Here is a 26,627-nt window from a genome sequence, read left to right on the forward strand (position 1 = left end):
TCGGCGCCCGGTCACTGTCGCACGGGATCTGTGCCGCGCGCCACAGTCGGTTCGGGCGCCCCGCGGCTCAGGCGCCCTGCGGCGGCCCGGTGCTGGAACGGACGACCAGCCGGGTGGGCACGACGACGTCGACGGGGCCCGCTGCGCCGCCGTCGAGCTGGTCGAGCAGCAGCCGGGCGGCGATCGCACCCTGCTCCCGGACCGGCTGGGCCACCGTGGTCAGGTCGAGAACCGAGGCCATCTCGTGGTCGTCGATCCCCACCACCGAGATCCGCCCCGGCACCGGCACGCTGCTGCGCCGCAGCGTGCGCACCGCCCCGATCGCCACCTCGTCGTACTCCGCGAGGACGGCCGTGGGCAGCCGCGGCCGCTCCATGATCCGCGCCATCGCCTCCGCTCCGCCCTCGATCCCGTAGGTGCCGGCCTCCACCACGTCGCCGCGGGCGTCCAGGCCGGCCGCGGCGAGCGCCTGCCGGTACCCCTGCACCCGGTCCGGCCCCGCGACGAAGCCGAACCCCTCGTCGTCCTGCCGGGTGGTGATCATGACGATGTCCCGGTGCCCCTGGTGGAGCAGGTGCCGGACCGCGTTGCGGGCGGCCGCGACGTCGTCGACGCGCACCGAGGAGACGCCGTCGAGCCGGGCCCCGAGCGTGACCAGGGGCATGTCGAGCGCCCGCAGCGCGAGCGTGTGCTCGTCGGTGAGCGGGAGCGACAGCGTGAGGACCGCGTCGACGCGGCGGGCGAGCGGCATGCGGTCGAAGAACCGGTCGCGGGCGGCGGCGTCGCCGAGGTGGTAGAGCAGGACGTCGAAGCCGGCCTCCCGCAGCGCGTCGTGGGCACCGGCCACGGCATTGGCGTAGAACCACCGCGTCACGAACGGCACGACCACGCCGACCGACAGCGTGCGCCCCGACGCGAGTCCCGACGCGTGCGGCGAGACCGTGTAGGCGAGCTCCCTGGCCGCCTCGGCGACGCGCCGTCGGGTGGCGGCCGCGACCGTCTCGTGGCCCCGCAGCGACCGGGAGACCGTCGACGGGGAGACCCCGGCGAGCGCCGCGACGTCGAGGATGCTCGCGTGCCGTGGGCGGCGGTCCGGCCGAGCTGCGTCCTCAGTGCCTTCCGCCATCAGACCGCCCTTCTATCACGGTACCGCCGAGCGGACGAATCCCTTCTTCGTGATGCACACGCTTGCACCGAGACCCGCGAGGACAACCGCCAGGTCAGGCGTGCATAGTCACGAAAAAGTAACGCGGACTTCACTCTATCCATGCGGGTATGACCCGTGCCACTCTGCTGAGCGCAAACGTTGTCTCGGCGTCGTACGCCCGGGACGCGCCACGGTCGACACAGCACAGAAGGGAGCCGCTCATGCGCCGCAGGTCAACCGCGCTCGGAGCCATGACGGCCATCGCCGCACTCGTCCTCACCGCGTGCGGCGGGGGCGGCGGGGGCGGCGGCGGCACGGCCGGCACCGCACTGGAGGGCACCGGCCCGATCACGCTGGTGCAGGGCAAGGACGTGTCCGGGTTCGTCCAGGGGATCCTCGACGAGTGGAACGCCGCCCACCCCGACGAGACGGTCACCCTGATCGAGCTGCCGGAGAGCGCCGACGCGCAGCGCCAGCAGATGATCCAGAACGCCCAGGCCCAGTCCAACGCCTTCGACGTGCTCGTCGTCGACAACGTCTGGACCGCGGAGTTCGCGGCCAACCGGTACATCGTCGAGCTGCCCGAGGACCAGTTCCCCGTCGACGACATGCTGCCGCCGGTGATCGACTCGGCGCGCTACCTCGACAAGCTCTACGCGGTGCCGAACTCCTCCGACGGCGGGATGCTCTACTACCGGACCGACCTGCTGGAGGCCGCCGGAATCACCGCCCCGCCCACCACCTGGGCCGAGCTCGGTGAGCAGTGCGCCGCGATCCAGGCCACCCCGCAGGGCGCGGGCGTCGCCTGCTACGCCGGTCAGTTCGAGAAGTACGAGGGCCTCACCGTCAACTTCGCCGAGGTCGTCAACGGCGCGGGCGGCGTCATCACCGAGGACGACGGCACCCCCAACGTCAACACCCCCGAGGCGCGGGCCGGTCTCGACTTCCTGGTCAACGGCTTCGCCAGCGGCGAGATCCCGGCCGAGGCGATCACCTACAAGGAGGAGGAGGGCCGTCGCGCCTTCATGGAGGGTCGCCTGATCTTCCAGCGGCAGTGGCCCTACCAGTACTCCCTGGCCAACGCGACCGACGGCTCGTCGTCGGTGGCCGGCAACTTCGCCGTGGCGCCGCTGCCCGGCCTGGACGGGCCCGGCGTGTCCAGCCTCGGCGGCCACGCGCTCGGCATCTCCACGTTCTCCCAGAACAAGGCCACCGCGCTGGAGTTCATCAAGTTCTACACGACGCTGGAGAACAGCCAGAAGTACCTGGAGCTGGCCTCGCAGGCCCCGATCTACACCTCCATCTACGACGACCCGGCCCTGCAGACCGAGTTCCCGTACCTGCCCGTCCTGAAGGAGTCGATCCTCACCGCGGTCCCGCGTCCGAAGGTGGTCCGCTACGGCGACGCCACCCTCGCCATCCAGGACGCCGCGTACGGCGCACTGACCGGCGAGATGACCTCGGAAGAGGCCCTGACGCAGCTGCAGACCCAGCTCGAGGCACTCACCACCAACTGACGCAGCCGGAGCAGAACCGAACGGGCGGTGGACGGACGGCACGTCCGTCCACCGCCCCTTCGTCGAGGAGGTCGGAAATGGCAACCATCGAGGCGCCGGCGCAGAAGAAGCCCCCGCCCACCACCCACGGGGACAAGGACACCCGGCAGCAGGGCAAGCTGGCGCGGATCCTGCTCACGCCGACGATGCTCGTACTGCTCATCGTCATCGGCTACCCGATCCTGGCGGGCACGTACCAGTCGCTGTTCAGCCAGAGCCAGGGCGTCGACGAGTCCGGCTTCGTCGTGCAGGGCGACCAGTTCGTCGGGCTCGACAACTACACCGCGATCTTCACCGGCGCGGCGGGCGAGCGCTTCTGGAACGCCTTCTACAACACCACGTACTTCACCGTCGTCACCGTCACGCTCGAGGTGATCCTCGGCATCGCGATGGCCCTGATCATGAACCGCGCGTTCCGCGCCAAGGGCATCATCCGCGCCAGCATCCTCATCCCGTGGGCGATCCCGACGGTGGTGTCCGCGCTGCTGTGGCGCTGGATCTTCGACGCCAACGGCATCGCGAACGACCTGCTCGGCACGCAGGTGCTGTGGTCGACCGACGGGGCGCAGGCCCAGTGGGCGATCATCATCGCCGACGTCTGGAAGACCTCGCCGTTCATCGGCCTGCTCGTGCTCGCCGGCCTGCAGGTCATCCCGGCCGAGGTGTACGAGGCGGCCAAGGTCGACGGCGCCAGCGCCCTGCGCCAGTTCTGGAGCATCACGCTCCCGCTGGTGAAGCCCGCGCTGCTGGTGGCGGTGCTGTTCCGCATCCTCGACGGGCTGCGGATGTTCGACCTGCCGTTCGTGCTGGTGGGCCAGGGCAAGCCGAGCGTCGAGACGGTGTCGATCCTCGCGTTCCTGGAGAACTCCAACGTCCGCTTCGGGGCGGCCGCGGCGTACGCGGTGCTGCTGTTCCTCTACATCGTCGTCGTCGCCTACGCCTTCGTCCGCCTCCTCGGCGCCGACCTCATCGGCGACGCCAAGCAGAAGACGCCCAAGCCCGCCGGTGGCCGACGCCGCCTGCGCACCGTCGCCAAGGGAGACATGCCGTGACCGTCGCCATCGGCGCCCCCCAGCAGGGTGAGGCGCAGGACGCCGCCGCCGTACCGGAGGGCAGGCGCCGGTTCCAGCCGACCGGCAGCTGGGGCCAGTACGCCGCCTACCTCGGCATCACGGCCCTCATCGTCTACTGCCTCGCGCCGTTCTACTGGATGCTCGTCACGAGCCTGCGGCGGCCAACCGACACGTTCGACACCGCGATCGTGCCGTCGCCGCCGTCGTTCCAGAACTTCGTCGACGTGTTCGACCCGAAGAACAACTTCGCGATCGCGCTCGGCAACAGCGTGATCGTCGCGGGCATCACCACCGTGCTCGTGCTGGTCATCGGCACGTTCGCGGCCTACGCGCTGGCCCGCCTGGAGTTCCGCGGCAAGAACCTCGCGCTGGGCATCATCATCGCGACGTCGATGTTCCCCGGCATCGCGATGGTGATCCCGCTGTTCAAGCTGTTCACCGACATCGGCTGGATCAACTCCTACCAGGCGCTGATCCTGCCGGCGATGTCGTTCGCGCTGCCCCTCGCGGTCTGGAACCTCACCGCGTTCTTCCGGCAGATGCCCGCGGAGCTGGAGCAGGCGGCCATGATCGACGGGTGCACCCAGGGCCAGGCGTTCCGGCTGGTCATCCTGCCGCTGGCCGCGCCGGGCGTGTTCACCACCGCGATCATCGTGTTCGTCGCGGCCTGGAACGAGTACATCATCGCCCTGACCATGACCAACCGGGCCGACATCCGCACGGCGTCGGTGGCGGTCACGTTCTTCACCGGCACCACCGGCCGGGACATCCCGACCGGCAGCATCATGGCGGCGGGCATCATCCTCACCGTGCCGCTGGTGATCATGGTGCTGATCTTCCAGCGCCGGATCGTCGCCGGGCTCACCGCCGGCGGGGTGAAGTCCTGACCGCGTGAGCTCAGGCGAACGGCGGGGTCCGGCTGCGGCCGGGCCCCGCCGTCGCCGTTCCGGTCGGTCAGCCCGCGGCGCGCTCGGCCAGGCCCAGCGCGTAGTCCGGGTACCACTGCCCGGCCTCCGGCTCGCCGGGGCGGCATGCGCCGTCGGACTCGCCGGGGCGCTTGACCCACAGCAGCGCGTCCACCAGGGGGTGGCCCGCGTCCAGGGTCGGGGCGGCGCCGAGCGCGCGGCCGGGCGGGTTGCAGAAGCTGGGTGCCCCGTCGATGTCCTCCTCCGGCGGGGCACCCGCACCGTTGCGGCTGGTGTCGACGACGAACCGCGCCCCGTCGAGGCGCTCCGAGATCGCCGTGCCGAACGCGATGTTCTCCTCGGTCGTGCGGAAGTTCGCGACGTTGAGGGAGAACCCGTCGGCCCGGTCCACCCCGGACCGCTCCAGCGCGCCGGCGAGCGCGTCGGGGTCGGAGATGAAGCCGGGGTTGCCCGCGTCGAGGTAGACGGTGGCGCCCGCGGCCGTGAGCTCGTCGATCGCCGCGCCCAGGAGCTCGTAGCGCTCGTCGCGCAGCTCCCCGTCGACGCAGCCGGACAGCTCGTGCGGCACGGCGTCGGGCTCGAGGATCACGGTGGCGCCGCTGCCGTCGAGGGCGAGGGACAGCGCGGCGACCCAGGACCGGTAGTAGTCCCCGTCGGGCGCCCCGCCGCCGGAGAAGCTGCCGCAGTCGCGGTGCGGGATGTTGTAGGCCACGAGCAGCGGGCGCGCGCCCGCGGCGGCCGCACGCCCCACGTACTCCGCCGCCTGCGCGCGCACCTGCTCGGCGTCGCCGGTGACCCAGAGCGGGAACGGCTGCCCGGAGATGCGGCGGATCAGCGCGGCGTCCTCGGTGCGGCCCTCGGCCTCCCAGCGCGACGCCTGCCCGGCGGCCGCGGTGTCCGGGTCGACGTAGAAACCCGACCCCGACACGACGGCGGCCGGGACGGGGGCCGGGGCGTCGGCGGGCGGTGCGGAGCAGCCCGCCGCCACCCCCACCGCGAGCAGCGCAGCCAGTGCACGGGCGGGCCTCACGTCACCTGCACCCATCTCGCGACCGACGGCGTGCCCTCGTCGTCGACCAGGAACAGCATGTAGAAGCCCGGCGGCACCAGCGTGGCCTCGCCCGGGACGGTCAGCCCCAGCGTGCCGTCCGGGCGCCGCTCGACGTCGAGCGCGACGCTGCGCTGCTCCAGGTCGGTGACGTGCGTCGCGGCGCTCGGCCGGATCAGCCGGGCGCGGTCGATCCGCGGGGCGTCGGGCGTGGCGACCGTCATCGTCTCCCCGAGCGCGACGGCCGCGGGCGCGTCGGTGATCTGCGGTCGCTCGCCGTGGAACAGGTAGGGCGGCGTGTAGATCTCCAGCCGGTGCTCGAACTCGGCGTCGCGGGTGTTGAGCGGGTCGGAGAACAGGGCGTCGCCGCCCATCACGACGACCTGCCCGTTCGGCAGCAGGACGCCGGCCGAGTGGTAGTCGCGGCCCACCGAGGACTCCGCGGCGGGCCGCAGCGTGTTCGACGACGGCGTGTACAGGCTCGCCTCGAAGATGTGGCTCTGCCCCTTGCCCCGGTAGTCGCGGGAGCCGCCGGCGATGAGGATCTCGTCGGTCGGCAGCGTCACGACGTTGGGGTAGCGCGTGGGCTGGGGCAGGTCGGGCCCCGGCGTGTAGGCGGGCTGCTCGGCCGTCAGGTCGATGACGTCGGTGCGCGCGGTGGACAGCGGGGACTCCCCCACCCCGCCCCCGCCGACGACGAGCATCCGCTGGTCCTGCACCGGACCCGCCCACACCGATCCGGAGGTCTCCATCATGTCGGGGTCGCGCAGCCCGGGCACGGGCTCGAAGGTGTTGTCCCCCAGCCGCCAGAAGCCGGGGACCCGCCCCTCCTCGGCGGGCCCGTACCCCGTGCTCGATCCGGTGTAGAACAGCTCGCCGGGTTCCGCCGTCTGGAACAGCGCGGGGTAGGTCGGGAAGTACCGGAACAGGTCGGGGCGCTCGGTCCAGGTCTTCGTCGCCGGGTCGTAGACCTCGTTCTGGCCGGGCAGGATCTGCCCGGTTCCGTCGAGGCCCGACACCGACAGCACGGTGCCGTCCGACAGCGGGGTGAGGCTCGGGTACCAGCGCTCGTGCACCATGTCCCCGACGCGCACGTACTCCTCGGTGACCGGGTCGAACTCGAACGAGTCGGCGATCCCCTGGTAGTCCTGCTTGTCGAGGTCCATGTCCTCGGCCAGGCCGTAGAAGTTCTCCGCGTCGGCGCCGGTCAGCCCCGTGATCGCGTACTGGGCCGGGTCGGCGGTGACGCCGGGGGCGCCCTCGACCTCGGCCTCCACCCACACCACCGTCTCGCTCGCGGTGACCGTCGCCGAGCCGTCGCGCGCGATCTCCTTCTGCGCGGGCGGCACCGTGAACGCGTTCGTCGCGCGGTAGGACTTGCCGTCGGGGGCGACGAACTCGGTGCCCTCCGGGAAGTCGCGCCCGGCGTCGGGGAACTCGTTCTTCACGCGCATCGCGCCGGCCGCGAGCCGGACGTCCCCCTCGAGCACCTCGTAGCGCTGCGTCCCTCCGGCGACGAGCAGCCGGCCGTCGGAGAGGAACGCGTGCCCGGCGCAGAACATGTCGGCCGGGGTCAGCACCGTGCGGGTCTGGCCGGTGACCGGGTCGTAGATCAGGCTCCGGAACGTGCCCGCGTCGAACTGCGCGCGGTCGTTGCCGGAGCCGGCGATGATCAGCAGCCTGCCGGTGGGCAGGAGCGCGGCGTGGATCGCGTTGATCTGCTGGTCCTCCGGCAGCTCGACGACGTCCCAGTGGCCGAACTCGGCCTTGTACTCCGGGCTGTCGATCAGCTGCTGGTGGCGCATCTCGGTGACGAAGGCGACCGCGGGCGGGACGTTCACCGCGATCAGCACGGTGGGCGCCAGGATGATCGTGAGGATGCGCCCGCGCCGGATGATCGCGGACAGGGTTCTGCGCAGCAGGCGCCTCACGTCGGGTCGCTCCTGGTGTCGGGGCCGTCGGGGCCGGGTCGGGGGGTGGGCGCGATCCGGGGGACCACGGGCAGACCGGCGGGCGGGGCCTGCTGGTCCCGCCCGATCGGGTCGAGGTGGGGCCGGGGGTGCACGGCCCGCGATCCCGCGGGCACGCCGGGCCGGGGGGCCTCGCGCGGCACGGGCGGGCCGTCGTGGCGCGACCGGGCCGGGTCGTGCCGCGGCCGCGGGGCGGGCGGGAGACCGTGCCCGTGCCCCGGATGGCCCGGCTGCACCGGCACCCGCACCGGACCGCCGGGCGACCGCGGGCCCGGACCGGGCCGCGGCGCGGGCGGACCGGTCCGCGGGACAGGTGGGACAGGCGGGGCGGGCGGGCCGGACGGCGGGCCGGGACGGGCGGGCGCCGGGGCGGGCGGGCGCGGACCGGCCGGGCCCGCCGCGACGGCGGACCGGCGCGCCGCCCGGGCGTCGGCCCTGCGCGGGTCGATCGGCACGCCGCGCAGCGAGGTGCGCAGCGGCTCCTCGCCGCCGTCGGGGTCGTCGTCGAGGTCGTCGGGGCGGACCGCGTTGGCCAGGACGACCGGGTCGGCGTCCACCGCGGCGTCGACGACCTCGGCCCCGGTCGCGACGCTGCGCGAGACGTCGGCGTTGAGCCACCACAGCGCCACCGGCGCGAGGCTGATCAGCAGCGCGAGCGCGGGCCACATCATGACCTCGACGTTCGCGTAGCCGAGCACGACCGAGCCCGCGAGCGCGACGCCGAGCAGCGCCGTCCACTGCAGGTGGCGGCGGAAGGTGACCAGCCGGTCGCGGGTGGCGGCGTCGCTCTTGGGCGTCACGACGAACCTCGCGGGCCGGCGCAGCAGCGTGGCGATCAGCGAGCTCGCGTAGATCGGCGAGGAGATGACCGACATCGCCATCCCGCGCACGCCCGGCGAGTTCTCCTCCTCGTACGGGCTGACGTTGTAGCGCCGGTTGCGGATGTAGACCCACAGCTGGAACGCGGTGGCGTCGATGTAGAGGGCGAGCCACAGCTGCGGCGGGACGACGATGCCGGACACGCCCATCGTCAGGTACAGCACCGCGTTGACGCCGCCGAGGATCCAGCCCGCCGCCATCGACGGGTAGAACGTCGTGATGAGCAGGTAGTGCAGGGTCCGGCCGGGGGTGAGCCGGCGAAGCCGCTTCCAGAACGGGCCGGAGAGGATCTCGAACGTGCCCCGCGACCAGCGCAGCTGCTGGGAGAAGTAGTCGCTCCACGACGACGGGCCCTCGCCGACGGCGACGACGTCGGGCGTGTAGACCGACTTCCACTTCGCGCCGGTCACCGGGTTGCGGCGGGAGTGGATGGCGAGCCCGGTCGCCATGTCCTCGGTGATCGAGTCGGCGAACCCGCCGATGCACACCAGCGCGTCGATCCGGATCGCGTTGTTCGTGCCGACGAGCATCGGCGACTCGTAGGCGTTGGCCGCGCGCTGGATCACGCTGTGGAACGGGAACTGCTGGCTCTCCGCGCCCTTGGTGACGAAGTTGTCGACGTTGGCGTAGCACTGGGGCCCCACGACGAACGCGACGTCGGGGTCGCGGAAGTAGCCGAGCATCCGCTCCGCGTAGTTGGGCAGCGGCACGTGGTCGGGGTCGACGGAGAGGAAGACCTCGTAGCGGTGGCCGTAGCGGTCGACCCAGGCGTTGTAGTTGCCGTGCTTGGTCCTCGCCTTGAAGTGGCCGGTCGGCTGGTTGTACTCGGGGATCCCCCGCCGGGTGAAGTGCCGGACGCCCTCGGCCCGGCACATCGCCTTCACCGCGGGGTCGTCGCCCTCGTCGAGCAGCCACACGTGGAACACGCCGTCGTGGCGGATGCGGCGGGCGGCCTGCACCGTCGCGCGCACCATCTCCAGCGGTTCCTTGCCCGGCACGATCGTGGTGAGGAACGCGACGCGCAGGCGGGGGTCCGGGCGCACCGGGACCGGGTCGCGCGCGAGCATCGAGGCCAGCGACAGCGAGAACACGTTGACCAGCCGCAGTCCCTCCACCAGCGCGATGGAGGCGATGACGAAGACGTTCGCGGCGACGGTGACGGGCTGCGTCGTGTCGATGTCGGGGGTGTGGGAGGGCTGCAGCAGCCAGTAGACGAACGCCGCCTCGAACGCCACGTTCAGCGTGATGATCAGCAGCGACACCAGCCACGAGCGCCGGCCCGACGACGCGTGCACCCCGCGGAACCGCACCCGGTACCCCGGCCCGGCCTCGCCCACCGCGCCCGAGAGCTGGCTGAAGTCGCGGACGGCGAACGCACCGGTCTCCGGACCGATGGTCGGACTGTCGTGCACGCAACTACCCCCGATGGACTTCACTCACGAGCGTGATCGTGGCGGCGGCCGGAGCCTGTTACACAACACAACGTGACGACAAGTCGGTCGGTTCGGTGGGTTCGGTCCGGCCCGTAGCCCGACCAGGCGACATCGGAAGCGGTTGCGTCCGCCCCGCGTGACGATCACCACACACGCGTCGGCCCCCGCACCGGAGTGGTGCGGGGGCCGACGGGGTACGGGCGGGGGCTACGTCGAGAGCAGGGCCCGGGTGGCCGCCTCGACCCGGTCGCCGATCTCCTTGTCCACGTTGCGCCAGTACTCGAACGCGCGGAGCAGGACGGGCTCGGAGACGCCGTCGGCGAGGTGGCCGGAGACGTTCTCCACGAAGCGGGCGCGCTCCTCGTCGTCCCAGACGTCGCGGACCAGCGTGCCGGCCTGGCCCCAGTCGTCGTCCTCGGGGCGCAGCGTGTAGGCGGTGCGCACCATCTCGCCGTCGGAGTACCAGGTGCCGCCGTCGTCGGTCCGCGACGGGTCCGCCTGCGGGCCGCCGTAGGAGTTCGGCGCGTACACCGGGTCGGCGACCGGCGTGATCCGCATGGCGCCGTCCTTGGAGTAGCTGTTCACCGGCGCCGTCGGGGCGTTGACCGGGATCTGCTTGTAGTTGACCCCGAGCCGGGCGCGGTGCGCGTCGGCGTAGGAGAACCCGCGGGCCAGCAGCATCTTGTCGGGCGAGAGCCCGGTGCCGGGCACGAGGTTGTTCGGCTCGAACGCCGCCTGCTCGATCTGGGCGTGGTAGTCGGTGACGTTACGGTTGAGCTGCAGCGTCCCGACCTCGATCAGCGGGTAGTCGGCGTGCGGCCACACCTTGGTGAGGTCGAACGGGTTGAAGCGGTAGGTCTTCGCGTCCTCGAACGGCATGATCTGCATCTTCAGCGTCCAGGACGGGAAGTCGCCCGCCTCGAGCGCGTCGTAGAGGTCGCGCTGGTGGGCGTCACCGTCCTTGCCCGCGAGGTCGTCGGCCTCGTCCTGGGTCAGGTGCTCGACGCCCTGGTCGCTCTTGAAGTGGTACTTCACCCAGAACTTCTCGCCCTCGGCGTTGATCCACATGTAGGTGTGGCTGGAGTAGCCGTTCATGTGGCGCCAGGTCTTCGGGATGCCCCGGTCGCCCATCAGCCAGGTGACCTGGTGCGCCGACTCGGGCACCAGCGTCCAGAAGTCCCACTGCATGTCGTGGTCGCGCAGGTTGTTGGCCGCGCGGCGCTTCTGGCTGCGGATGAAGTGCTGGAACTTCATCGGGTCGCGCAGGAAGAACACCGGGGTGTTGTTGCCGACCAGGTCGAGGTTGCCCTCGGTGGTGTAGAGCTTCAGCGAGAAGCCGCGCGGGTCGCGCCAGGTGTCGGGGCTGCCCCGCTCCCCCGCCACGGTCGAGAACCGGATGAGCCCCTCGGTCACGGTGCCCGGCTGGAACACCGCGGCGCGGGTGTACGCGCTGACGTCCTGCGTCACCGTGAACGTGCCGAACGCGCCACCGCCCTTGGCGTGCGGCTGGCGCTCCGGGATGCGCTCCCGGTTGAAGTTCGCCATCTGCTCGATCAGGTAGTGGTCGTTGAGCACCAACGGACCGTCGGGCCCGACGGACAGCGAGTGCTCGTCGCTGGCGACGGGGGCACCTCCGTCGGTGGTGGTGGCGGGCCTCTGGGTTGCCGTCACGGGCGTCTCCTTGCTGTGGTGGGGTATGACGTCCGGCTACCGCGAGGTGCTCGCCCTGCCCGGCGTCACCCCGCTGATGGCCTTGTCGCTCCTCACCCGGGTACCCGCCTCGGCCGCGGCGATAACGCTGACGCTGCACGTGGTGCTCACGCTCGACCTCGGCTACGCGGCCGCGGGTGCGGTCGGGGCCGCGTCGACGGTCGGCATGGCGATCGGCGCGCCGACGCTCGGGAGGTTCGTCGACCGCCGCGGGCTGCGCACGATGCTGGCCGTCACCACCGCGGCGGCGGCCGTGTTCTGGGCGGTGGCGCCCCACCTGACCTACCCGGCGCTGCTGGTCGGGGCGTTCCTCGGGGGGCTGCTCGCGTTCCCGGTGTACTCGATCATCCGCCAGGCGATCGCGTCGGCGGTGCCCGAGAGCAGGCGGCGGCCCGCCTTCGCGCTCGACTCCATGTCGGTGGAGGTGTCCTACATCATCGGGCCCGCGGTCGGGTCGCTGCTGGTGGTGACGCTGTCCAGCCCGGTGGCCATGGCGGTGGTCGGCGCGGGCTGGGTGGCGACGGGCGTCGCGTTCTGGGTGCTGGACCCGCCCACCCGCACCGGCGCGGCCGAGCCCGGCGAACGACCGCCGCCCGTGCGGACCTGGCTCGACCGGCGCCTCGTCGCCGCCCTGCTCGGCACGGCCGCCACCGTGCTCCTGGTCTTCGGCACCGAGCTCTCGGTCATCGCGAGCGTGCAGGCGACCGGTCCCGTGTACGCGATCGCGCTGGTCAACGCCGTCTGGTGCCTGGCGTCGCTGGGCGGGGGCTACCTCTACGGCGGGGCCCGGCGCACGTCGTCGCAGCTCGTGCTCGTCGGCGCGCTCGCCGTGGCGACGCTGCCGGTGGCCCTCGGCGGTGCGTGGTGGAGCTTCGCCCTGCTGCTGGTGCCCGCCGGGATGCTCACCGCCCCGGCGCTGGCGGCGGGCTCGGAGCGGGTGTCCCTGCTCGCCCCGGAGCCGGCCCGCGGCGTCGTCACCGGGTTGCACGGGTCGGCCACCACGCTCGGCGCGGCCGCGGGCACCCCGCTCGCCGGCGTCCTGATCGACGCCGCCTCCCCCGCCACCGCGATCGTGGCGGTCGCCGCCGTCGGTGCGGCCCTGGCCGCGGTGTCAGCGCTGATCACGCGCCGGGTGCCGACGGCCGTGTGACGGTCCCGTGGAGATCCCGTGCGGATCGGGGTCGGCCCCCGTCGTCGGGCCGCCGGGGCGGGCACACTCGACGGGGATGATCCCCGCACCCGCCGCCCCCGCCCGGCCGACGCGCTCGGTCCCGCGACGGGTGGCCGTCCTCGCGGCCTCCGCGGCGGTGACCCTCGGGGCGGCACTGCTGCTCGTGCCCGACCTGGCCGGGCTCGACGTGCGGACGCCGTTCGCCCAGCTCGTCGCGTTCCGCCCGGCCCTGCTGGCGGTCACCGCGGCGCTGCTCGCCGTCCCGCTCACCGTCCTGCTGGTCACCCGCCGCGCGCTGCCGCTGGTGGTCGGGGTGCTGGCGGTGCTGCTGCTCGCGGCGGGCACCCTGCCCGCCCGGGCGGTCGCCACCACCCCCACCGGCGACGGCCCGGTGCTGACGGTGCTCGCCGTCAACGTCTACGAGGGCCGGGCCGACGTGGAGCAGGTGGCCGCGCTGATCGCCGCCGAGCAGCCGGACCTGGTGTCGGTCCCGGAGGCGGGCCCGCGCTTCCGCGCGCTGCTGGCGCCGCTGGTGGAGCCGCTGGGCTACCGGTCCTACGGCTCCACCGAGAGCGGCCCCGACGTGTCCGGCGTCAGCGCGCTGGCCGCTGCGCGGCTCGGCGACCTGACCGCGGGCGTCGACGACGGCACGCCGGAGCCGTCGGTGGTGCTCACCGGCGGCGCGCTGGGTGAGCTGCGGTTCGTGGCGTTCCACTCCGCCGCCCCGACGCCCCGCGGGCTGCCCCAGTGGGTGGCCGACCAGGCCCACGTGGCCACCTGGTGCGCCGGGCCGACCCCCGCCGTGGTGGCGGGCGACTTCAACGCCGGCCTCGACCACTCGCCGTTCCGCGCCGGCACCGCCGGGTGCGGCGACGCCGCCGAGCAGGCGGGAGCGGGGCTGGTCGGCACCTGGCCGTCCGGCGTCCCCCGCCCGATCGGCACCCAGATCGACCACGTGGTCGCCACCGACGGCATCACCGCGGAGTCGTTCACGGTCCACGACGTGGCCGGCAGCGACCACCGGGCCGTGGTGGCCCGGCTCCGGCTCCCCGGGCCGGGCGTGTCCGGCTAGAGCGTGCCGGCCACCGTCTCGGCGATCTCGTAGGTGTTGAGCGCCGCGCCCTTGCGGAGGTTGTCGCCGCAGACGAACAGCTCCAGGGTGTCGGGGAAGTCCAGCGCCTGCCGGATCCGCCCGACGACCGTCGGGTCGCCGCCCACCGCGTCGGCGGGCGTCGGCCACTCCCCGGCGGCCGGGTCGTCGCGCAGCACGATCGTCGGCTGCGCGCCGAGGACCTTGTGCGCGGCGTCCACGGTGACCTCGCGGGAGAAGGTGGCGTGCACCGCGAGCGCGTGCGTCGTGATGACGGGCACGCGCACGCAGGTGGCCGACACCTTGAGGTCGGGGATGCCGAGGATCTTGCGCGACTCGTTGCGCACCTTGAGCTCCTCGGAGCTCCAGCCGTCGTCCTTGAGCGAGCCCGCCCACGGCACGACGTTGAGCACGAGCGGGGCGGGGAACGGCGAGTCGGTGCCCAGCCCGGCCTCGGCGAGCGCCTCGGCGACGTCACCGCTGCGCGACCCGACGTCCTTGCCCGCGACGGCCGCGATCTCGGCCTGCAGGCGGTCGATGCCGCCCTGGCCCGCTCCGGACGCCGCCTGGTAGGACGAGACGACCAGCGCGGTGAGGCCGAACTCGCGGTGCAGCGCCCCCATCGCCGCCATCATCGACAGGGTCGTGCAGTTGGGGTTGGCGATGATCCCCTTGGGCCGGTTCGCGGCCTCGTCGGCGTTGACCTCGGGCACCACCAGCGGCACCTCGGGGTCCATCCGGAACGCGCCGGAGTTGTCGACGGCCACGGCCCCGCGCGACGCCGCGATCGGCGCCCACTCGGCGCTCACCTCGTCGGGCACGTCGAACAGGGCGATGTCGACGCCGTCGAAGACCTCGGGCTCCAGCAGCCGGACGGTGACGTCCTCACCGCGGACCTTCAGCACCTTGCCCGCCGAGCGGGCCGAGGCGACGAGCCGGATCTCCGACCACGGCACGGTCTCGCGCGCGTCGATGATCTCGATCATCGTGGAACCCACCGCGCCGGTGGCACCCACGATCGCCAGAACGGTCATCGCCCGGTCCCCGCGTGCACGACGGCCTGCTCGCTGCCGCCGAGGTCGAACGCCTTGTGCAGGGCCTGCACCGCGTCGTCGAGCTGGTCGACCCGGCAGATCACCGAGATCCGGATCTCCGAGGTGTTCATCGTCTCGATGTTGACGCCGGCCTCGGACAGCGCCTCGCAGAAGGTGGCGGTGACGCCCGGGTGGTTGCGCATCCCGGCGCCCACCAGCGACACCTTGCCGACCTCCTCGTCGTGCAGGATCTCGGCGAACCCGATCTCCGGCTGCACCGCGGTGAGCGCGGCGACCGCACGGGCGCCGTCGGTGCGCGGCAGCGAGAAGGTGATGTCGGTGAGCCGGTCGGAGGTGCGGCTGACGTTCTGCAGCACCATGTCGATGTTGATGTCGGCGTCGGCGACGGTCCGGAAGATCCGCGCCGCCATGCCGGGGTTGTCCGGCACGTCGGTCACGGTGATCTTCGCTTCGGACCGGTCGTGCGCGACCCCGGTGATGATCGCGTTCTCCAAGGGGATCTCCTCGATCGAGCCGGTGACGAGCGAGCCCGGCTTGTCGGTGTACGAGCTGCGCACCCGCAGCGGGACGTTGTAGCGCCGGGCGTACTCGACGGCGCGCAGGTGCAGCACCTTCGCGCCGCACGCGGCCATCTCCAGCATCTCCTCGTAGGTGATCTGGTCGATCAGCTGCGCGTCGCCGACGATGCGCGGGTCGGCGGAGAAGATGCCGTCGACGTCGGTGTAGATCTCGCAGACGTCGGCGTGCAGCGCGGCCGCGAGCGCGACGGCGGTGGTGTCGGACCCGCCGCGGCCCAGCGTCGTGACGTCCTTCGAGTCCTGGCTGACGCCCTGGAACCCGGCGACCAGCACGATCGAGCCCTCGTCGAGGGCCTCGCGCAGCCGCTGCGGGTTGACGTTCACGATCCGCGCGTCGCCGTGCTTGGAGGTGGTGACCATCCCGGCCTGCGACCCGGTGAACGACCGCGCCTCCACGCCGAGCGCGTGGATCGCCATGGCGAGCAGCGCGTTGGACATCCGCTCGCCCGCCGTGAGCAGCATGTCGAGCTCGCGCGGTGGCGGCGAGGGCGACACCTGGTCGGCGAGGTCGAGGAGTTCGTCGGTGGTGTCACCCATCGCCGAGGCGACGACGACGACGTCGTGACCCTCCTTGTGCGTCCGGACGATCCGCTCCGCGACCTTCTTGATGCGGTCCGCGTCCTGAACGGATGATCCGCCGTACTTCTGCACGACGAGGGCCACGCCGACCTCCTGTAACCGGCACGGCGGGACTCCGCGCCCGTGGGCTCACCGCCCGTGAGGGCGCTGGTCGGGTGCTGACAGTACCGGCATGCGGGTGCGGGGCCGATCGAGATGACTGACGCCACAGGGTGCCTCTCATCAGAATCGACTACAGAACCCGCCCGACCGCAACACCCAGCGTGATCGTCGCGATGGAGGGCCGGTGGACGGAGACCCTCGCCCACCGCCCTGCTCATCGTGGAGTGCCCGTGCGTTCACCCCTTCCCCGTCTCCTCCGCCGGACGACCCGGGCCGGCACCGTCCGCGTCGCCGAGGCGGACATCCTCATGCCGTGCAGCGCGTCCACCCCGGTGTGCGAGTTCAACCGCGACGGTGGCACCGCGGCCGTCGTCGACGACGGCCGCGCGCAGACGGGCCGCGGTTACCTGCGCCTCGACACCGCGGTCGCCAACGCCAAGGCCACGGTCTCCACCACGGCGTTCTCCGGGAGGAAGCTCTCGGAGATCACCACGCTCGGGTACCGCACGCTGGTCGAGCAGCTGGGCACCAGCGACGCCCGGCAGGCTCCCGCGCTCAACATCTCGATCACGCCGGTCGGCGGCGGCTTCACCACCCTCGTCTGGGAACCCGTCTACACCCCCGACGGCACGATCACGCAGGGCGCGTGGCAGCAGTGGTCGCCGTCGAGCAGCCGGGGCGGCTGGTGGGCCAGCGGCACGAACCCCGTCACCGACCAGACCAACGTCTACGGCTTCAAGAGCTTCACGGCGAGCTTCGCCGACGTGCAGGCCGCGCAGGGCGACGCGATCGTCCAGCTCATCGGCGTCAACCAGGGCGGCGGCAACCCGGGCCTGCGGGCGGGCGTCGACCTGCTCACCGTCAACGAGACCACCTACGACTTCGACAACCCGGTGGTCGCGACCGCCATCGCCGCGACCGACGGCAACGGGCAGTCCGCGGAGGTCGGCAAGCCGTTCGCGAAGCCGCTCACCGCGACGGTGACCGGGGCCGGTGGCGACCCGGTGCCGAACGCGCCCGTCACCTTCGCGGTGACCGGCGGCAGCGCCGCCTTCGGGACGTCGGCCACCGCGAGCACGACGACGAACGCCGCCGGCGCGGCCGTCAGCCCGACCCTGACGGCGGGCGCCACCGCGGGCCCGGTCACGGTGACCGCCACCAGCGGCACCTTCACGGCGACCTACACGCTGACCGTGACACCCGCCCCCGTGGTGGGACCGGCCCGCGCCGACGTGTCCGTCGCGATCACCGCGCCGGCCACCGTCCGGCAGGGCGGGACGTTCACCGCGACCGTGACCGTGCGCAACGCCGGCCCGGCCGCGGCGACGACGGTCGCGTCCGGCCTGACCGTGCCCAAGGGCCTGCGGATCACCGCGGGCGGCGGCGGGATCGTCGCCAGGGACGGACGGGCCGTCGCGTTCGTGGCGCCGTCGATCGCCTCGGGGTCGACCGTGACCTACACCGTCACCGTCGCCGTCGACCGGGGTGTGCGGGGTCAGCAGACGCTGGCCGCGGCCGGCACCTCGCTGCGGGTCGCCGACCCGAACCTGCGCAACAACGCGGCCACCGCCCGGACCACCGCCGGCTGACCCCGCGGACGGGCCGGCGGCCGCTCGGTCGCCGGCTCAGCCCGCGCGGCGGACGAGGCGGACGACGACGGTGGTGATCGCGAACCAGATGAGGGCGGCCGTGCCGTAGTTCAGCACCACGCCGAGCTTGGGCTCCGCGGGCTGGAACAGGTCCGAGAGCCCGAGTTCGAAGGTGTTCGCGAGGTCGGTCACGAGCGTGGTGAGCCCGTTCTCCGGGTTCGCGTCCAGGAGCGTGAGGACGATGAAGACGACCAGCACCAGGACGATCGCCATCCCGATGATCCGCAGGACGTTCGCGAGGGCGTCGATGCCCCGCCGCGCCGTGGTTCCCGTTGCCACTTGTGCCCCACCCTCGTTGCCGTCGACCGCACGTTGGCCGACATCGTGACAGAACGCCGGATCCGCACCCTACTCGTAGGTATCACCCGATCGGGTGATGCACGGTCCGGATGGGGGTTGCGGCCGGGACGGGGTTCCGGGCTAGTGTCGTCGACGTGGCGCGCCTGCTCCTTGGTTGCCGCGGCGGGGTCTGACCGACCGGCCCCTCGTCGCGGGTTCTCGGCGTGCGCCGGTCTTCCCTGATCGGCCCACACCTGGAGCATGGACACCGTGACCACCTCGCCCGACGCCTACACCACCTCCTCGCAGAGCCGCCTGCGCACGCCGTCGCGGCCCGCGCCCGACGGCCAGCCCGTCTGGAACCCCCAGCTCGGCTCGCACCTGCCGGTCGACCGGTACCGCCCGTTCCACGACCTGGTCGAGCCGGTGTCGCTGCCCGACCGCACCTGGCCGGACAAGCGCATCACCACCGCCCCCATGTGGTGCGCGGTCGACCTGCGCGACGGCAACCAGGCGCTGATCGACCCGATGAGCCCGTCGCGCAAGCGGCGCATGTTCGAGCTGCTCGTCCGCATGGGCTACAAGGAGATCGAGGTCGGGTTCCCGGCCGCGAGCCAGACCGACTTCGACTTCGTCCGCGAGATCATCGAGCAGGACATGATCCCGGACGACGTCACGATCCAGGTGCTGACGCAGGCCCGCCCCGAGCTGATCGAGCGCACCTACGAGGCGTGCGAGGGCGCGGCGCGCGCGATCGTGCACGTCTACAACTCGACGTCGATCCTGCAGCGGCGGGTCGTGTTCCGGTCCGACCGCGCCGGCATCGCCAAGATCGCCACCGACGGCGCGGAGGAGGTGCTGCGGTTCAGCGAGAAGTACCCGAACACCGACTGGCGCTTCGAGTACTCCCCCGAGTCCTACACCGGCACCGAGCTGCAGTACGCCGTCGACGTCTGCAACGCCGTCAGCGAGATCTGGCAGCCGACGCCCGAGTCCCCGATGATCGTCAACCTGCCGGCGACCGTCGAGATGGCCACGCCGAACGTCTACGCCGACAGCATCGAGTGGATGCACCGCAACCTGGCCCGCCGCGACGGCATCGTGCTGAGCCTGCACCCGCACAACGACCGCGGCACCGGCGTCGCCGCCGCCGAGCTGGGCTACCAGGCCGGGGCCGACCGCATCGAGGGCTGCCTGTTCGGCAACGGCGAGCGCACCGGCAACGTCGACCTGGTGACGCTCGGGATGAACATGTTCACCCAGGGCATCGACCCGCAGATCGACTTCTCCGACATCGACGAGATCCGCCGCACCGTCGAGTACTGCAACCAGCTGCCCGTGGCCGAGCGCCACCCGTGGGGCGGCGACCTGGTCTACACCGCGTTCTCCGGCAGCCACCAGGACGCGATCAACAAGGGCTTCGACGCGATGAAGGCCGCGGCGACCGAGTCCGGGGTCCCCGTCGAGCAGCAGCCGTGGGAGGTGCCCTACCTGCCCGTCGACCCGAAGGACATCGGCCGCAGCTACGAGGCCGTGATCCGGGTCAACTCGCAGTCGGGCAAGGGCGGCGTCGCCTACATCATGAAGGCCGAGCACCAGATGGACCTGCCGCGGCGGCTCCAGATGGAGTTCTCCAAGGTGATCCAGGAGGTCACCGACTCCGAGGGCGGCGAGGTCTCCCCCAAGGAGATGCGCGACGTCTTCGAGACCGAGTACCTCGACCGCGTCACCCCGCTCAAGCTGATCCGCCACCGCCTGACCAGCGACGGCGAGGGCACCGACGAGATCGTGGCCACGGTGCGCGTCGAGAACGACCTGCACGAGATCCACGGCCGCGGCAACGGCCCGCTCGCCGCGTTCGTCGACGGGCTGGCCGGCATCGGCTTCGACGTGCGGATCCTCGACTACCACGAGCACGCGATGTCCTCCGGCGACGACGCCCGCGCCGCGGCGTACGTCGAGTGCACGGTGGAGGGCAAGGTGCTCTGGGGCGTCGGCGTCGACGGCTCGATCGTCAGCGCGTCGCTCAAGGCCGTGGTGTCGGCGGTCAACCGGGCCATGCGGTAGGGCGAGTACCGGGCGGCCGGTCAGCCGGCCGCCACCCGCCCCTCGGCGAAGAACGCCGCCACCGCCTCGGCGGTCGGGAGGTCGGGTGCCGGGCGCAGTGCTCCGAAGCTCGCGTTCCAGAACCCGCCCTCCCGTGGCGTCCACGGGCCGACGTAGGCGTACGGCGCAGGGTGGCCCGCGTCGCCGGGTGAGATGCCGTAGTTCACCTCGTCGACGGTGACCGCCAGGTCGAAGTGCTCGGGCCACAGCACCGGCTCGACGTCCGCGGTGAACGCCCGGAGCCCGGCGTCGCCGCGGGCGAACCAGTCGGCGATGCCGGCGGCCGCGGCGGGGTCGACGGCGACCTCCTCGTCGAGGTCCACCCCGGAGGTGTCGGAGTAGGACCCCGGCACTCCCGGGTCGGCGATCCCGGCCGCGGCGGCGAGCGCCCGGTAGGTGCCGGCCAGCGGGGCGCGCCCGCCGTCCCACACCAGCTCGGCGCCCTCCACCCGGACCGGGGCGACGACGCCGCCGAACCCGCCGGGCGTCGCCCGGAGCCGGATCGTGCCGTGCGCGCGGTACTGGGGACCGGCGATCAGCAGCTCGGCCACCCCGTGCAGCGACCGGCGGGTGTCGTCGTCCATGGATGCCTCCCGTGTAACGCCGGCGCGGGTGCGCGGCACTGTTCGGGCACTACGTGTGGTCCGACGGCGGGAGCGTTACACATGGACAGCGAGATGCTGCTGGTCGCCCGGTTCGACGAGCTGGTCGAGGACAGCCCGGCGCACGCGTCGGCCGACGGGATCGATCTCGTCGTCGTGCGGCGCGAGGGCACCGCGCACGTGTTCGAGGGCCGCTGCCCGCACCGCGGCGCGCTGCTGGCCGACGGCCGGGTCGAGGGCGCGAACCTCGTCTGCGGCGTGCACGGCTGGGACTACCGCCTCGACACCGGCGTCAGCGCGTACAACCCGGCGGAGCGGATCCACAAGTTCGGCTGCCACGTCGTCGACGGGCAGGTGCTGGTGACGAAGGAGGAGCTGGCCGGGTACCGGTCGATGCGCCCGGAACGCGCGGTCACCTCCACCTACGACCGCCTCTTCGACGACCCGCACCAGGACACCGCCGAGGAGCCCTACGTCTCGGAGATCCACCGGCTGGCGCGCAGCGGGCTGTCCGGCGCGCACGGGGCCGTCGCCGCGATGGGGGTGCCCCGGGCCGAGCTGCCCAGCTGGGACGATCTGCAGGTCCTCACCGCACAGCTGCACCGCTTCCCCATTCTCGACGACGAGCCCGTCGACACCGCGGTGACGATCGGCCCCGCCGCCGCGAAACCGTTGCGCCTGGACATCCCGGTGTTCGTCTCCGACATGAGCTTCGGGGCGCTGTCGGAGGAGGCGAAGGTCGCGCTCGGGCGCGGCGCGGAGGGCGCGGGCACCGCGATCTGCTCGGGCGAGGGCGGGATGCTGCCCGAGGAGGTGGCCGAGAGCTCGCGCTACCTCTACGAGCTGGCGTCGGGCCGGTTCGGCTGGGACGAGCGGCACCTCGACCGCGTGCAGGCGCTGCACCTCAAGCTCGGGCAGGGCGCGAAGACCGGCACCGGCGGGCACCTGCCGGGGAACAAGGTCGTCGGCCGGATCGCCGAGGTCCGCGGCCTGCCGGAGGGCACGTCGGCCGTCTCCCCCGCCCGGTTCACCGACTGGACCACGCTGCTGGACGCGAAGGCGCTGGTCGACCGCGTGCGCGAGCGGTCCGGCGGCATCCCGGTCGGGGTGAAGATGTCGGCCCAGCACATCGAGGCCGATCTCGACGCCGCGCTGGACCTCGGCGTCGACTACGTCATCCTCGACGGCCGCGGCGGCGGCACCGGCGCCGCGCCGACGATCTTCCGGGACACGATCAGCGTACCGACGATGGCCGCGCTCGCCCGGGCCCGGCGCCATCTCGACCTGGCCGGCGCCCGCGACGTCACGCTGATCTCGACGGGGGGCTACCGCCGCGCGCAGGACATGGTCAAGGCGCTGGCGCTGGGCGCCGACGCGATCGCGGTCTCGAACGTGGCGCTGCAGGCGATCGGCTGCGTCGGCATGCGCGCCTGCCACACCGACAACTGCCCGATGGGCATCGCCACCCAGAAGCCGCACCTGCGCGCCCGGCTCCCCGTGCAGCGGGCGGCCGAGCAGCTCACCCGCTACCTGGGTGCGATCACCGAGCTGATGGTGGTGCTCGCCCGCGCCTGCGGGCACGACTCGCTGTCGCACTTCACCCCGCGCGACCTCACGAGCTGGAAACGCGAGGTCGCCGAGCTGGTCGGCGTGCACTACGCGGGAGTGGCCCGATGAGCGAGGCAGGGAGGGCGACGAGCTGGCACCGCATCGACGAGACCCCCGACGAGGGACGCGTCCGCACCGCCGTGGTCGACGGGCGCACGCTCGCCGTCGCCCGGTGCGGCGGGAAGATCGGGGCGCTGGACAACCACTGCCCGCACCAGGGCGGGCCGCTGGGCGAGGGGTCGATCGAGAACGGGCTGCTGCGCTGCCCGTGGCACGGCTACGACTACGACCCGCTCACCGGCACCCCGCCGGAGGGCTTCTCCGACGCGCCGCGCGCCTTCCCGGTGCAGGAGCGCGCCGACGGCACCTACGTCGAGCTGCCCGACGTCGTCGAGCGCCCGCGCAGCGTGTCCGACGTGCTGGTGGAGACGCTCGTGGCGTGGGGCGTCGACACGGTGTTCGGCATGGTCGGGCACTCCAACCTGGGCTTCGCCGAGGCGCTGCGCCGGGCCGAGGAGCGCGGCGAGCTGCGGTTCGTCGGCATCCGGCACGAGGGTGCGGCGGCGTTCGCGGCGTCGGCCTACGGGAAGCTGACCGGGCGGCCCGCGGCCTGCTTCGCCATCGCCGGGCCGGGGTCCACCAACCTGCTGACCGGCCTCTACGACGCCAAGCTCGACGGCGCCCCGGTCCTCGCGATCTCCGGGCAGGTGCCCTCGTCGGTGCTCGGGCGCGGCGCGTTCCAGGACGTCGACCTCTCGGCGGTGTTCCGCGACGTCGCGGTCTCCACCGTCACCGTGCACGCCGGGTCCGACCACGCCGAGCTCGCCGCCACCGCCGTCAAGCACGCCGTCGACGGGCGCGGCGTGGCGCACCTGGTGCTGCCCGACGAGGTGCAGGACCGGCCGTCGGACGCACCGGCCGCACCGCCCCGGGGGCGCCGCGCCGACCTCGCCGTCGCCCCGCCCGCGGCCCTGCTCGACACGGCGGCCCGCGCGCTGCGCGATGCCCGCCGACCGGTGCTCGTCGTGGGCCAGGGCGCCCGCGGCGCGCTCGACGAGGTGCGCGCGCTGGCCGAGCGGCTCGGGGCGCCGGTGCTCACGACGTTCCGCGCGAAGGGGCTGCTGCCCGACACGCACCCGCTCGGCGCGGGGGTGCTCGGCCGCTCCGGCACCCCGGTGGCGTCCTGGCTGATGAACGAGTCCGACCTGCTGCTCGTCGTCGGGGCGTCGTTCGCGAACCACACCGGGATCGCGCCGTACAAGCCGATCGTGCAGGTCGACGACGCCCCGTCGGCGATCGGCCGGTTCCATCCCGTCGAGGTGGGGCTGCTCGGCGACGCCGCGGTCACGCTGCGCGCGCTGGCCGCGGGCCTGGACGGGGCGCAGGCCGTCGACCAGCGCCCCGACGTGGCGGCGCGCTGGGCGATCTGGCGCGCGGAGAAGGCCCGCCGGGCCGCCGACGACCGCGGCCGCGGCGTCGCCTCCGCCGCCGTGTTCGCCGCACTGGGTGCGCAGTGCCCGGCCGACGCGGTGATCGCCGTCGACGTGGGCAACCACGCGTACTCGTTCGGCCGCTACTTCGAGAGCGCCGGGCAGCCGGTGCTGATGTCGGGCTACCTCGGCTCGATCGGGTTCGGCTACCCGGCCGCGATGGGGGCGCACCTGGCGTGCCCGGACCGGCCGGTCGTGGCCGTCACCGGCGACGGCGGGTTCGGCCAGTACCTCGCCGAGCTCACCACCGCCGTCAGGTACGGGATGCCGGTCAAGCACGTGCTGCTCGACAACGGGGCGCTGGGCAAGATCAGCAAGGAGCAGCTGGGGGCGCGGCTGCCGGTGTGGCAGACCTCCCTGGTCAACCCGGACTTCGCCGGGTACGCGCGGCTGTGCGGCGCGGCCGGCATCCCGGTGCACCGGGCCGACGAGCTGGACGACGCGATGAAGGAGCTCTTCGCGGCCGACGGTCCGGCGCTGCTGCACGTGCACGCCGACGGGGAGCTGGTGTGAGATGTCGACCGGGCTGGTGATCGTGCTGGCCGTGGCGGCCGGCGCCCCGCTGCTGCTCGGCCTGCTGCCGTGGCTGCGGCTGCCCGGGGCGCTGCTGGAGATCCTGGCCGGGATCGTGCTGGGGCCCTCGGTGCTCGGCTGGGTCACCCCGGACGCCACGATCCGCGCGCTGGCCCTGCTCGGCCTGTCCTTCCTGCTGTTCCTGGCCGGGTTCGAGATCGACCTGCGGCGGTTCCGGGGCACGCTCGGCCGCCGCGTCGCGCTGTCGCTGGGGATCTCCGTGCTGGCCGCGGTCGCCGTGGGCGCGGTGCTGGTGGCGCTGGGCGTCGGCGGGGCGGCCCTGATCGGCGTGGCGCTGCTGGCCACCTCGCTGGGGCTGGTGGTGCCGGTGCTGGCCGACTCCGGTGCGCTGGAGCGGCCGGTCGGGCGGATCGCCCTGGCCGGGGCGTCGGCGGGCGAGGTGGCCGCGGTGGTGCTGCTGTCGGTGGGGCTCGCCGGCACCGACACCCCGCTCGCCGGTCGGCTGCTGCTGCTCGGGCTGCTGCTCGCGGCGCTGGGCGTCATCGCCGTCGCCGTGCTGGGCGCGGAGCGGTCGATGCGGATCACCGACCTCGTGGCGCGGCTGGACGACACCAGCGCGCAGATCCGGGTGCGGCTCACCGTGCTGCTCGTGGCCGGGCTCGCGCTCGCCGCGCAGCTGCTCGGCTTCGAGGCGATCCTCGGCGCGTTCCTCGCCGGGCTGCTGCTGCGCGCGCTCGACCCGGAGCCCGAGCGCACGCATCCGCTGTACCCCGTCAAGCTCGACGCGGTGGGCTTCGGCCTGCTCGTGCCGGTGTTCTTCGTGACCAGCGGGCTCACCCTCGACCTCCGCGGCCTCGTCGCGCAGCCCGCGGCGATCGCCGCCGTGCCGGCGTTCGTGGGGGCGTTGCTGCTGGTCCGGGCGCTGCCTGTGGTGGCGTTCCGGGGTGAGCTGCCGCGCCGCGAGCTCGTGGCGGCCGGGCTGCTGCAGGCGACGTCGCTGCCGCTGCTGCTCGCGGCCGTCGAGATCGGGGACGAGATGGGGCTGCTCGCCCCGGCGACCGGGGCCGGGCTGGTGGCCGCGGGGCTGGTGTCGGTTCTGGTGTTCCCCGCCGCGGCGCTGACGCTGCTCGCACGGCGGTCCCGGGTGCCCGCGTGAGGGATACCCTGCGCGGGTGCTGGTCGACGACCCGGCTCTGCTCGGGCGGCTGCGCGCCGGGGACCAGGCGGCCTTCGCCGGGATCGTGCGCGCGTGGTCGCCCGCGATGCTGCGCGTCGCCCGGGCCCACGTCCGCACGCACGCCTCGGCCGAGGAGGTCGTGCAGGAGGCCTGGCTCGGCGTCATCCGGTCGCTCGACGGCTTCGAGGGCCGCGCCCAGCTGCGCACCTGGGTGTTCCGCATCCTGCTCAACACCGCGCGGCGCCGCGGCCGCGTCGAGGCCCGCACCGAGGACCGCGGCCCCACCGTGGACCCGGCCCGCTTCCGGGACGCCGACGACGAGTACCCCGGACACTGGCGCGACGACGCCGTGCCCGCCGACTGGGGACCCGAGCCCGCGCTGCTCGCCGCCGAGTTCCGCACCCAGCTCGCCCGCGCGCTCACCGAGCTGCCCGAACGCCAGCGCGCCGTCGTGGAGCTGCGAGACGTGCACGGGCTGGACGGTGAGGAGGTGTGCGAGCTGCTCGGCCTGACCGCCGCCAACCAGCGCGTGCTCCTGCACCGCGGCCGGGCCCGGCTGCGGTCGGTCCTGGACGGGGTGCTGGCGTGACCCCGCGCGACGTCGCCTGCATCGAGCTCGTCGAGCTGCTCACCGACTACCTGGAGGGCGCGCTGCCCCCCGCCGACGTCGCCGCCGTCGAGGCCCACCTGGCGCAGTGCCCGGCCTGCCGGCGCTATCTCGACCAGATGCGCGCCACGATCGCGACGCTGGGCACGGTGCCGGTGGAGACGTTGTCGGACGGGGCGTGGGGCGTGCTGCTGGACGCGTTCACCCGCCGCACAGGGCCTCGGTGAACGGACCGGCAGGACGCAGGGGCGGCCCGAC

General features: G+C 73.2%; 21 protein-coding genes. 12 read left to right on the forward strand and 9 right to left on the reverse strand.

Annotation, left to right across the window (positions count from 1 at the left end; genetic code table 11):
• Positions 1 to 67: 67 nt before the first annotated feature.
• The gene (locus H6H00_RS06535) at positions 68 to 1,126 is read right to left on the reverse strand and encodes a LacI family DNA-binding transcriptional regulator (protein ID WP_185720435.1); all 1,059 of its coding nucleotides are present in this window, start codon (positions 1,124 to 1,126) and stop codon (positions 68 to 70) included.
• Positions 1,127 to 1,368: 242 nt separating this feature from the next.
• On the opposite strand from H6H00_RS06535, the gene H6H00_RS06540 reads away from it, so the two are divergent.
• From H6H00_RS06540 to H6H00_RS06550, 3 genes are all read left to right on the forward strand, one after another.
• Positions 1,369 to 2,664 (forward strand): ABC transporter substrate-binding protein, encoded by a 1,296-nt coding sequence (locus H6H00_RS06540; RefSeq protein ID WP_185720436.1) that lies wholly within the window; start codon positions 1,369 to 1,371, stop codon positions 2,662 to 2,664.
• Positions 2,665 to 2,741: 77 nt separating this feature from the next.
• Positions 2,742 to 3,755: a carbohydrate ABC transporter permease gene (locus H6H00_RS06545; RefSeq protein WP_185720437.1), complete on the forward strand. Its 1,014-nt coding sequence runs from the start codon at positions 2,742 to 2,744 to the stop codon at positions 3,753 to 3,755.
• Positions 3,752 to 4,663 (forward strand): carbohydrate ABC transporter permease, encoded by a 912-nt coding sequence (locus H6H00_RS06550; protein ID WP_255425609.1) that lies wholly within the window; start codon positions 3,752 to 3,754, stop codon positions 4,661 to 4,663. The genes H6H00_RS06545 and H6H00_RS06550 overlap by 4 nt, the downstream gene beginning before the upstream one ends.
• A gap of 67 nt (positions 4,664 to 4,730) precedes the next feature.
• On the opposite strand, the gene H6H00_RS06555 is transcribed toward H6H00_RS06550, so the two are convergent.
• The 4 genes from H6H00_RS06555 to H6H00_RS06570 all read right to left on the reverse strand — a co-directional run bounded on the left by H6H00_RS06555 (position 4,731) and on the right by H6H00_RS06570 (position 11,703).
• Positions 4,731 to 5,732 carry a glycoside hydrolase family 6 protein gene (locus H6H00_RS06555; protein ID WP_221775812.1) on the reverse strand — a complete coding sequence of 334 codons (1,002 nt, stop codon included), beginning with the start codon at positions 5,730 to 5,732 and terminating at the stop codon, positions 4,731 to 4,733.
• Positions 5,729 to 7,681: a radical copper oxidase GlxA gene (gene glxA, locus H6H00_RS06560; RefSeq protein ID WP_255425610.1), complete on the reverse strand. Its 1,953-nt coding sequence runs from the start codon at positions 7,679 to 7,681 to the stop codon at positions 5,729 to 5,731. Before glxA ends, H6H00_RS06555 begins: the two co-directional genes overlap by 4 nt.
• A complete protein-coding gene (locus H6H00_RS06565) occupies positions 7,678 to 10,011 on the reverse strand; it encodes a glycosyltransferase family 2 protein (protein WP_221775813.1) in 2,334 nt (777 codons plus the stop codon). Before H6H00_RS06565 ends, glxA begins: the two co-directional genes overlap by 4 nt.
• Positions 10,012 to 10,239: 228 nt before the next feature.
• Complete coding sequence (locus H6H00_RS06570) at positions 10,240 to 11,703, reverse strand: catalase (protein ID WP_185720439.1); 1,464 nt, start codon at positions 11,701 to 11,703, stop codon at positions 10,240 to 10,242.
• Between the two features lie 25 nt (positions 11,704 to 11,728).
• Between H6H00_RS06570 and H6H00_RS06575 the strand changes: the two genes are divergently transcribed.
• Both H6H00_RS06575 and H6H00_RS06580 read left to right on the forward strand, forming a co-directional pair.
• A complete protein-coding gene (locus H6H00_RS06575; RefSeq protein ID WP_185720440.1) occupies positions 11,729 to 12,892 on the forward strand; it encodes an MFS transporter in 1,164 nt (387 codons plus the stop codon).
• Positions 12,893 to 12,968: 76 nt separating this feature from the next.
• Positions 12,969 to 13,985 carry an endonuclease/exonuclease/phosphatase family protein gene (locus H6H00_RS06580; protein ID WP_185720441.1) on the forward strand — a complete coding sequence of 339 codons (1,017 nt, stop codon included), beginning with the start codon at positions 12,969 to 12,971 and terminating at the stop codon, positions 13,983 to 13,985.
• Here H6H00_RS06580 and H6H00_RS06585 read toward each other — a convergent pair.
• Complete coding sequence (locus H6H00_RS06585) at positions 13,982 to 15,037, reverse strand: aspartate-semialdehyde dehydrogenase (protein WP_185720442.1); 1,056 nt, start codon at positions 15,035 to 15,037, stop codon at positions 13,982 to 13,984. The genes H6H00_RS06580 and H6H00_RS06585 overlap by 4 nt on opposite strands.
• Positions 15,034 to 16,299: an aspartate kinase gene (locus tag H6H00_RS06590; protein WP_185720443.1), complete on the reverse strand. Its 1,266-nt coding sequence runs from the start codon at positions 16,297 to 16,299 to the stop codon at positions 15,034 to 15,036. Before H6H00_RS06590 ends, H6H00_RS06585 begins: the two co-directional genes overlap by 4 nt.
• Before the next feature lie 248 nt (positions 16,300 to 16,547).
• Between H6H00_RS06590 and H6H00_RS06595 the strand changes: the two genes are divergently transcribed.
• Positions 16,548 to 17,906 carry a DUF11 domain-containing protein gene (locus tag H6H00_RS06595; protein ID WP_185720444.1) on the forward strand — a complete coding sequence of 453 codons (1,359 nt, stop codon included), beginning with the start codon at positions 16,548 to 16,550 and terminating at the stop codon, positions 17,904 to 17,906.
• A 36-nt stretch (positions 17,907 to 17,942) separates the two neighbouring features.
• Here the strand turns inward: H6H00_RS06595 and H6H00_RS06600 are convergent, their stop codons facing one another.
• The gene (locus H6H00_RS06600; protein ID WP_185720445.1) at positions 17,943 to 18,245 is read right to left on the reverse strand and encodes a hypothetical protein; all 303 of its coding nucleotides are present in this window, start codon (positions 18,243 to 18,245) and stop codon (positions 17,943 to 17,945) included.
• A gap of 261 nt (positions 18,246 to 18,506) precedes the next feature.
• On the opposite strand from H6H00_RS06600, the gene leuA reads away from it, so the two are divergent.
• Positions 18,507 to 20,312: a 2-isopropylmalate synthase gene (leuA, locus tag H6H00_RS06605; protein ID WP_185720446.1), complete on the forward strand. Its 1,806-nt coding sequence runs from the start codon at positions 18,507 to 18,509 to the stop codon at positions 20,310 to 20,312.
• Positions 20,313 to 20,332: 20 nt separating this feature from the next.
• On the opposite strand, the gene H6H00_RS06610 is transcribed toward leuA, so the two are convergent.
• Positions 20,333 to 20,935 carry a hypothetical protein gene (locus tag H6H00_RS06610; RefSeq protein WP_185720447.1) on the reverse strand — a complete coding sequence of 201 codons (603 nt, stop codon included), beginning with the start codon at positions 20,933 to 20,935 and terminating at the stop codon, positions 20,333 to 20,335.
• A gap of 81 nt (positions 20,936 to 21,016) precedes the next feature.
• On the opposite strand from H6H00_RS06610, the gene H6H00_RS06615 reads away from it, so the two are divergent.
• The 5 genes from H6H00_RS06615 to H6H00_RS06635 are packed head-to-tail and all read left to right on the forward strand — an operon-like array spanning position 21,017 to position 26,596.
• On the forward strand, positions 21,017 to 22,630 hold the full coding sequence (locus H6H00_RS06615) for a glutamate synthase-related protein (protein WP_185720448.1): 1,614 nt from the start codon (positions 21,017 to 21,019) through the stop codon (positions 22,628 to 22,630).
• Positions 22,627 to 24,564, forward strand: a complete 1,938-nt coding sequence (locus tag H6H00_RS06620) for a thiamine pyrophosphate-binding protein (protein WP_185720449.1) — start codon at positions 22,627 to 22,629, stop codon at positions 24,562 to 24,564. Before H6H00_RS06615 ends, H6H00_RS06620 begins: the two co-directional genes overlap by 4 nt.
• A 1-nt stretch (position 24,565) precedes the next feature.
• Positions 24,566 to 25,741 carry a cation:proton antiporter gene (locus H6H00_RS06625; RefSeq protein WP_185720450.1) on the forward strand — a complete coding sequence of 392 codons (1,176 nt, stop codon included), beginning with the start codon at positions 24,566 to 24,568 and terminating at the stop codon, positions 25,739 to 25,741.
• Positions 25,742 to 25,757: 16 nt separating this feature from the next.
• A complete protein-coding gene (locus H6H00_RS06630) occupies positions 25,758 to 26,351 on the forward strand; it encodes an RNA polymerase sigma factor (RefSeq protein WP_255425611.1) in 594 nt (197 codons plus the stop codon).
• Positions 26,348 to 26,596: an anti-sigma factor family protein gene (locus tag H6H00_RS06635; protein ID WP_185720451.1), complete on the forward strand. Its 249-nt coding sequence runs from the start codon at positions 26,348 to 26,350 to the stop codon at positions 26,594 to 26,596. The genes H6H00_RS06630 and H6H00_RS06635 overlap by 4 nt, the downstream gene beginning before the upstream one ends.
• The last annotated feature ends 31 nt before the right edge of the window (positions 26,597 to 26,627 follow it).

The organism is Pseudonocardia petroleophila (assembly GCF_014235185.1).
GTDB lineage: Bacteria > Actinomycetota > Actinomycetes > Mycobacteriales > Pseudonocardiaceae > Pseudonocardia > Pseudonocardia petroleophila.

What these genes read in the sequence shown, in the direction of transcription:
- leuA (WP_185720446.1), top strand. Translation starts at nt 18,507, where the DNA reads ATGGACACCGTGACCACCTCGCCCGACGCCTACACCACCTCCTCGCAG.
- H6H00_RS06615 (WP_185720448.1), top strand. Translation starts at nt 21,017, where the DNA reads ATGGACAGCGAGATGCTGCTGGTCGCCCGGTTCGACGAGCTGGTCGAG.
- H6H00_RS06540 (WP_185720436.1), top strand. Translation starts at nt 1,369, where the DNA reads ATGCGCCGCAGGTCAACCGCGCTCGGAGCCATGACGGCCATCGCCGCA.
- H6H00_RS06625 (WP_185720450.1), top strand. Translation starts at nt 24,566, where the DNA reads ATGTCGACCGGGCTGGTGATCGTGCTGGCCGTGGCGGCCGGCGCCCCG.
- H6H00_RS06580 (WP_185720441.1), top strand. Translation starts at nt 12,969, where the DNA reads ATGATCCCCGCACCCGCCGCCCCCGCCCGGCCGACGCGCTCGGTCCCG.
- H6H00_RS06535 (WP_185720435.1), bottom strand. Translation starts at nt 1,126, where the DNA reads ATGGCGGAAGGCACTGAGGACGCAGCTCGGCCGGACCGCCGCCCACGG.
- H6H00_RS06545 (WP_185720437.1), top strand. Translation starts at nt 2,742, where the DNA reads ATGGCAACCATCGAGGCGCCGGCGCAGAAGAAGCCCCCGCCCACCACC.
- H6H00_RS06575 (WP_185720440.1), top strand. Translation starts at nt 11,729, where the DNA reads ATGACGTCCGGCTACCGCGAGGTGCTCGCCCTGCCCGGCGTCACCCCG.
- H6H00_RS06610 (WP_185720447.1), bottom strand. Translation starts at nt 20,935, where the DNA reads ATGGACGACGACACCCGCCGGTCGCTGCACGGGGTGGCCGAGCTGCTG.
- H6H00_RS06620 (WP_185720449.1), top strand. Translation starts at nt 22,627, where the DNA reads ATGAGCGAGGCAGGGAGGGCGACGAGCTGGCACCGCATCGACGAGACC.
- H6H00_RS06585 (WP_185720442.1), bottom strand. Translation starts at nt 15,037, where the DNA reads ATGACCGTTCTGGCGATCGTGGGTGCCACCGGCGCGGTGGGTTCCACG.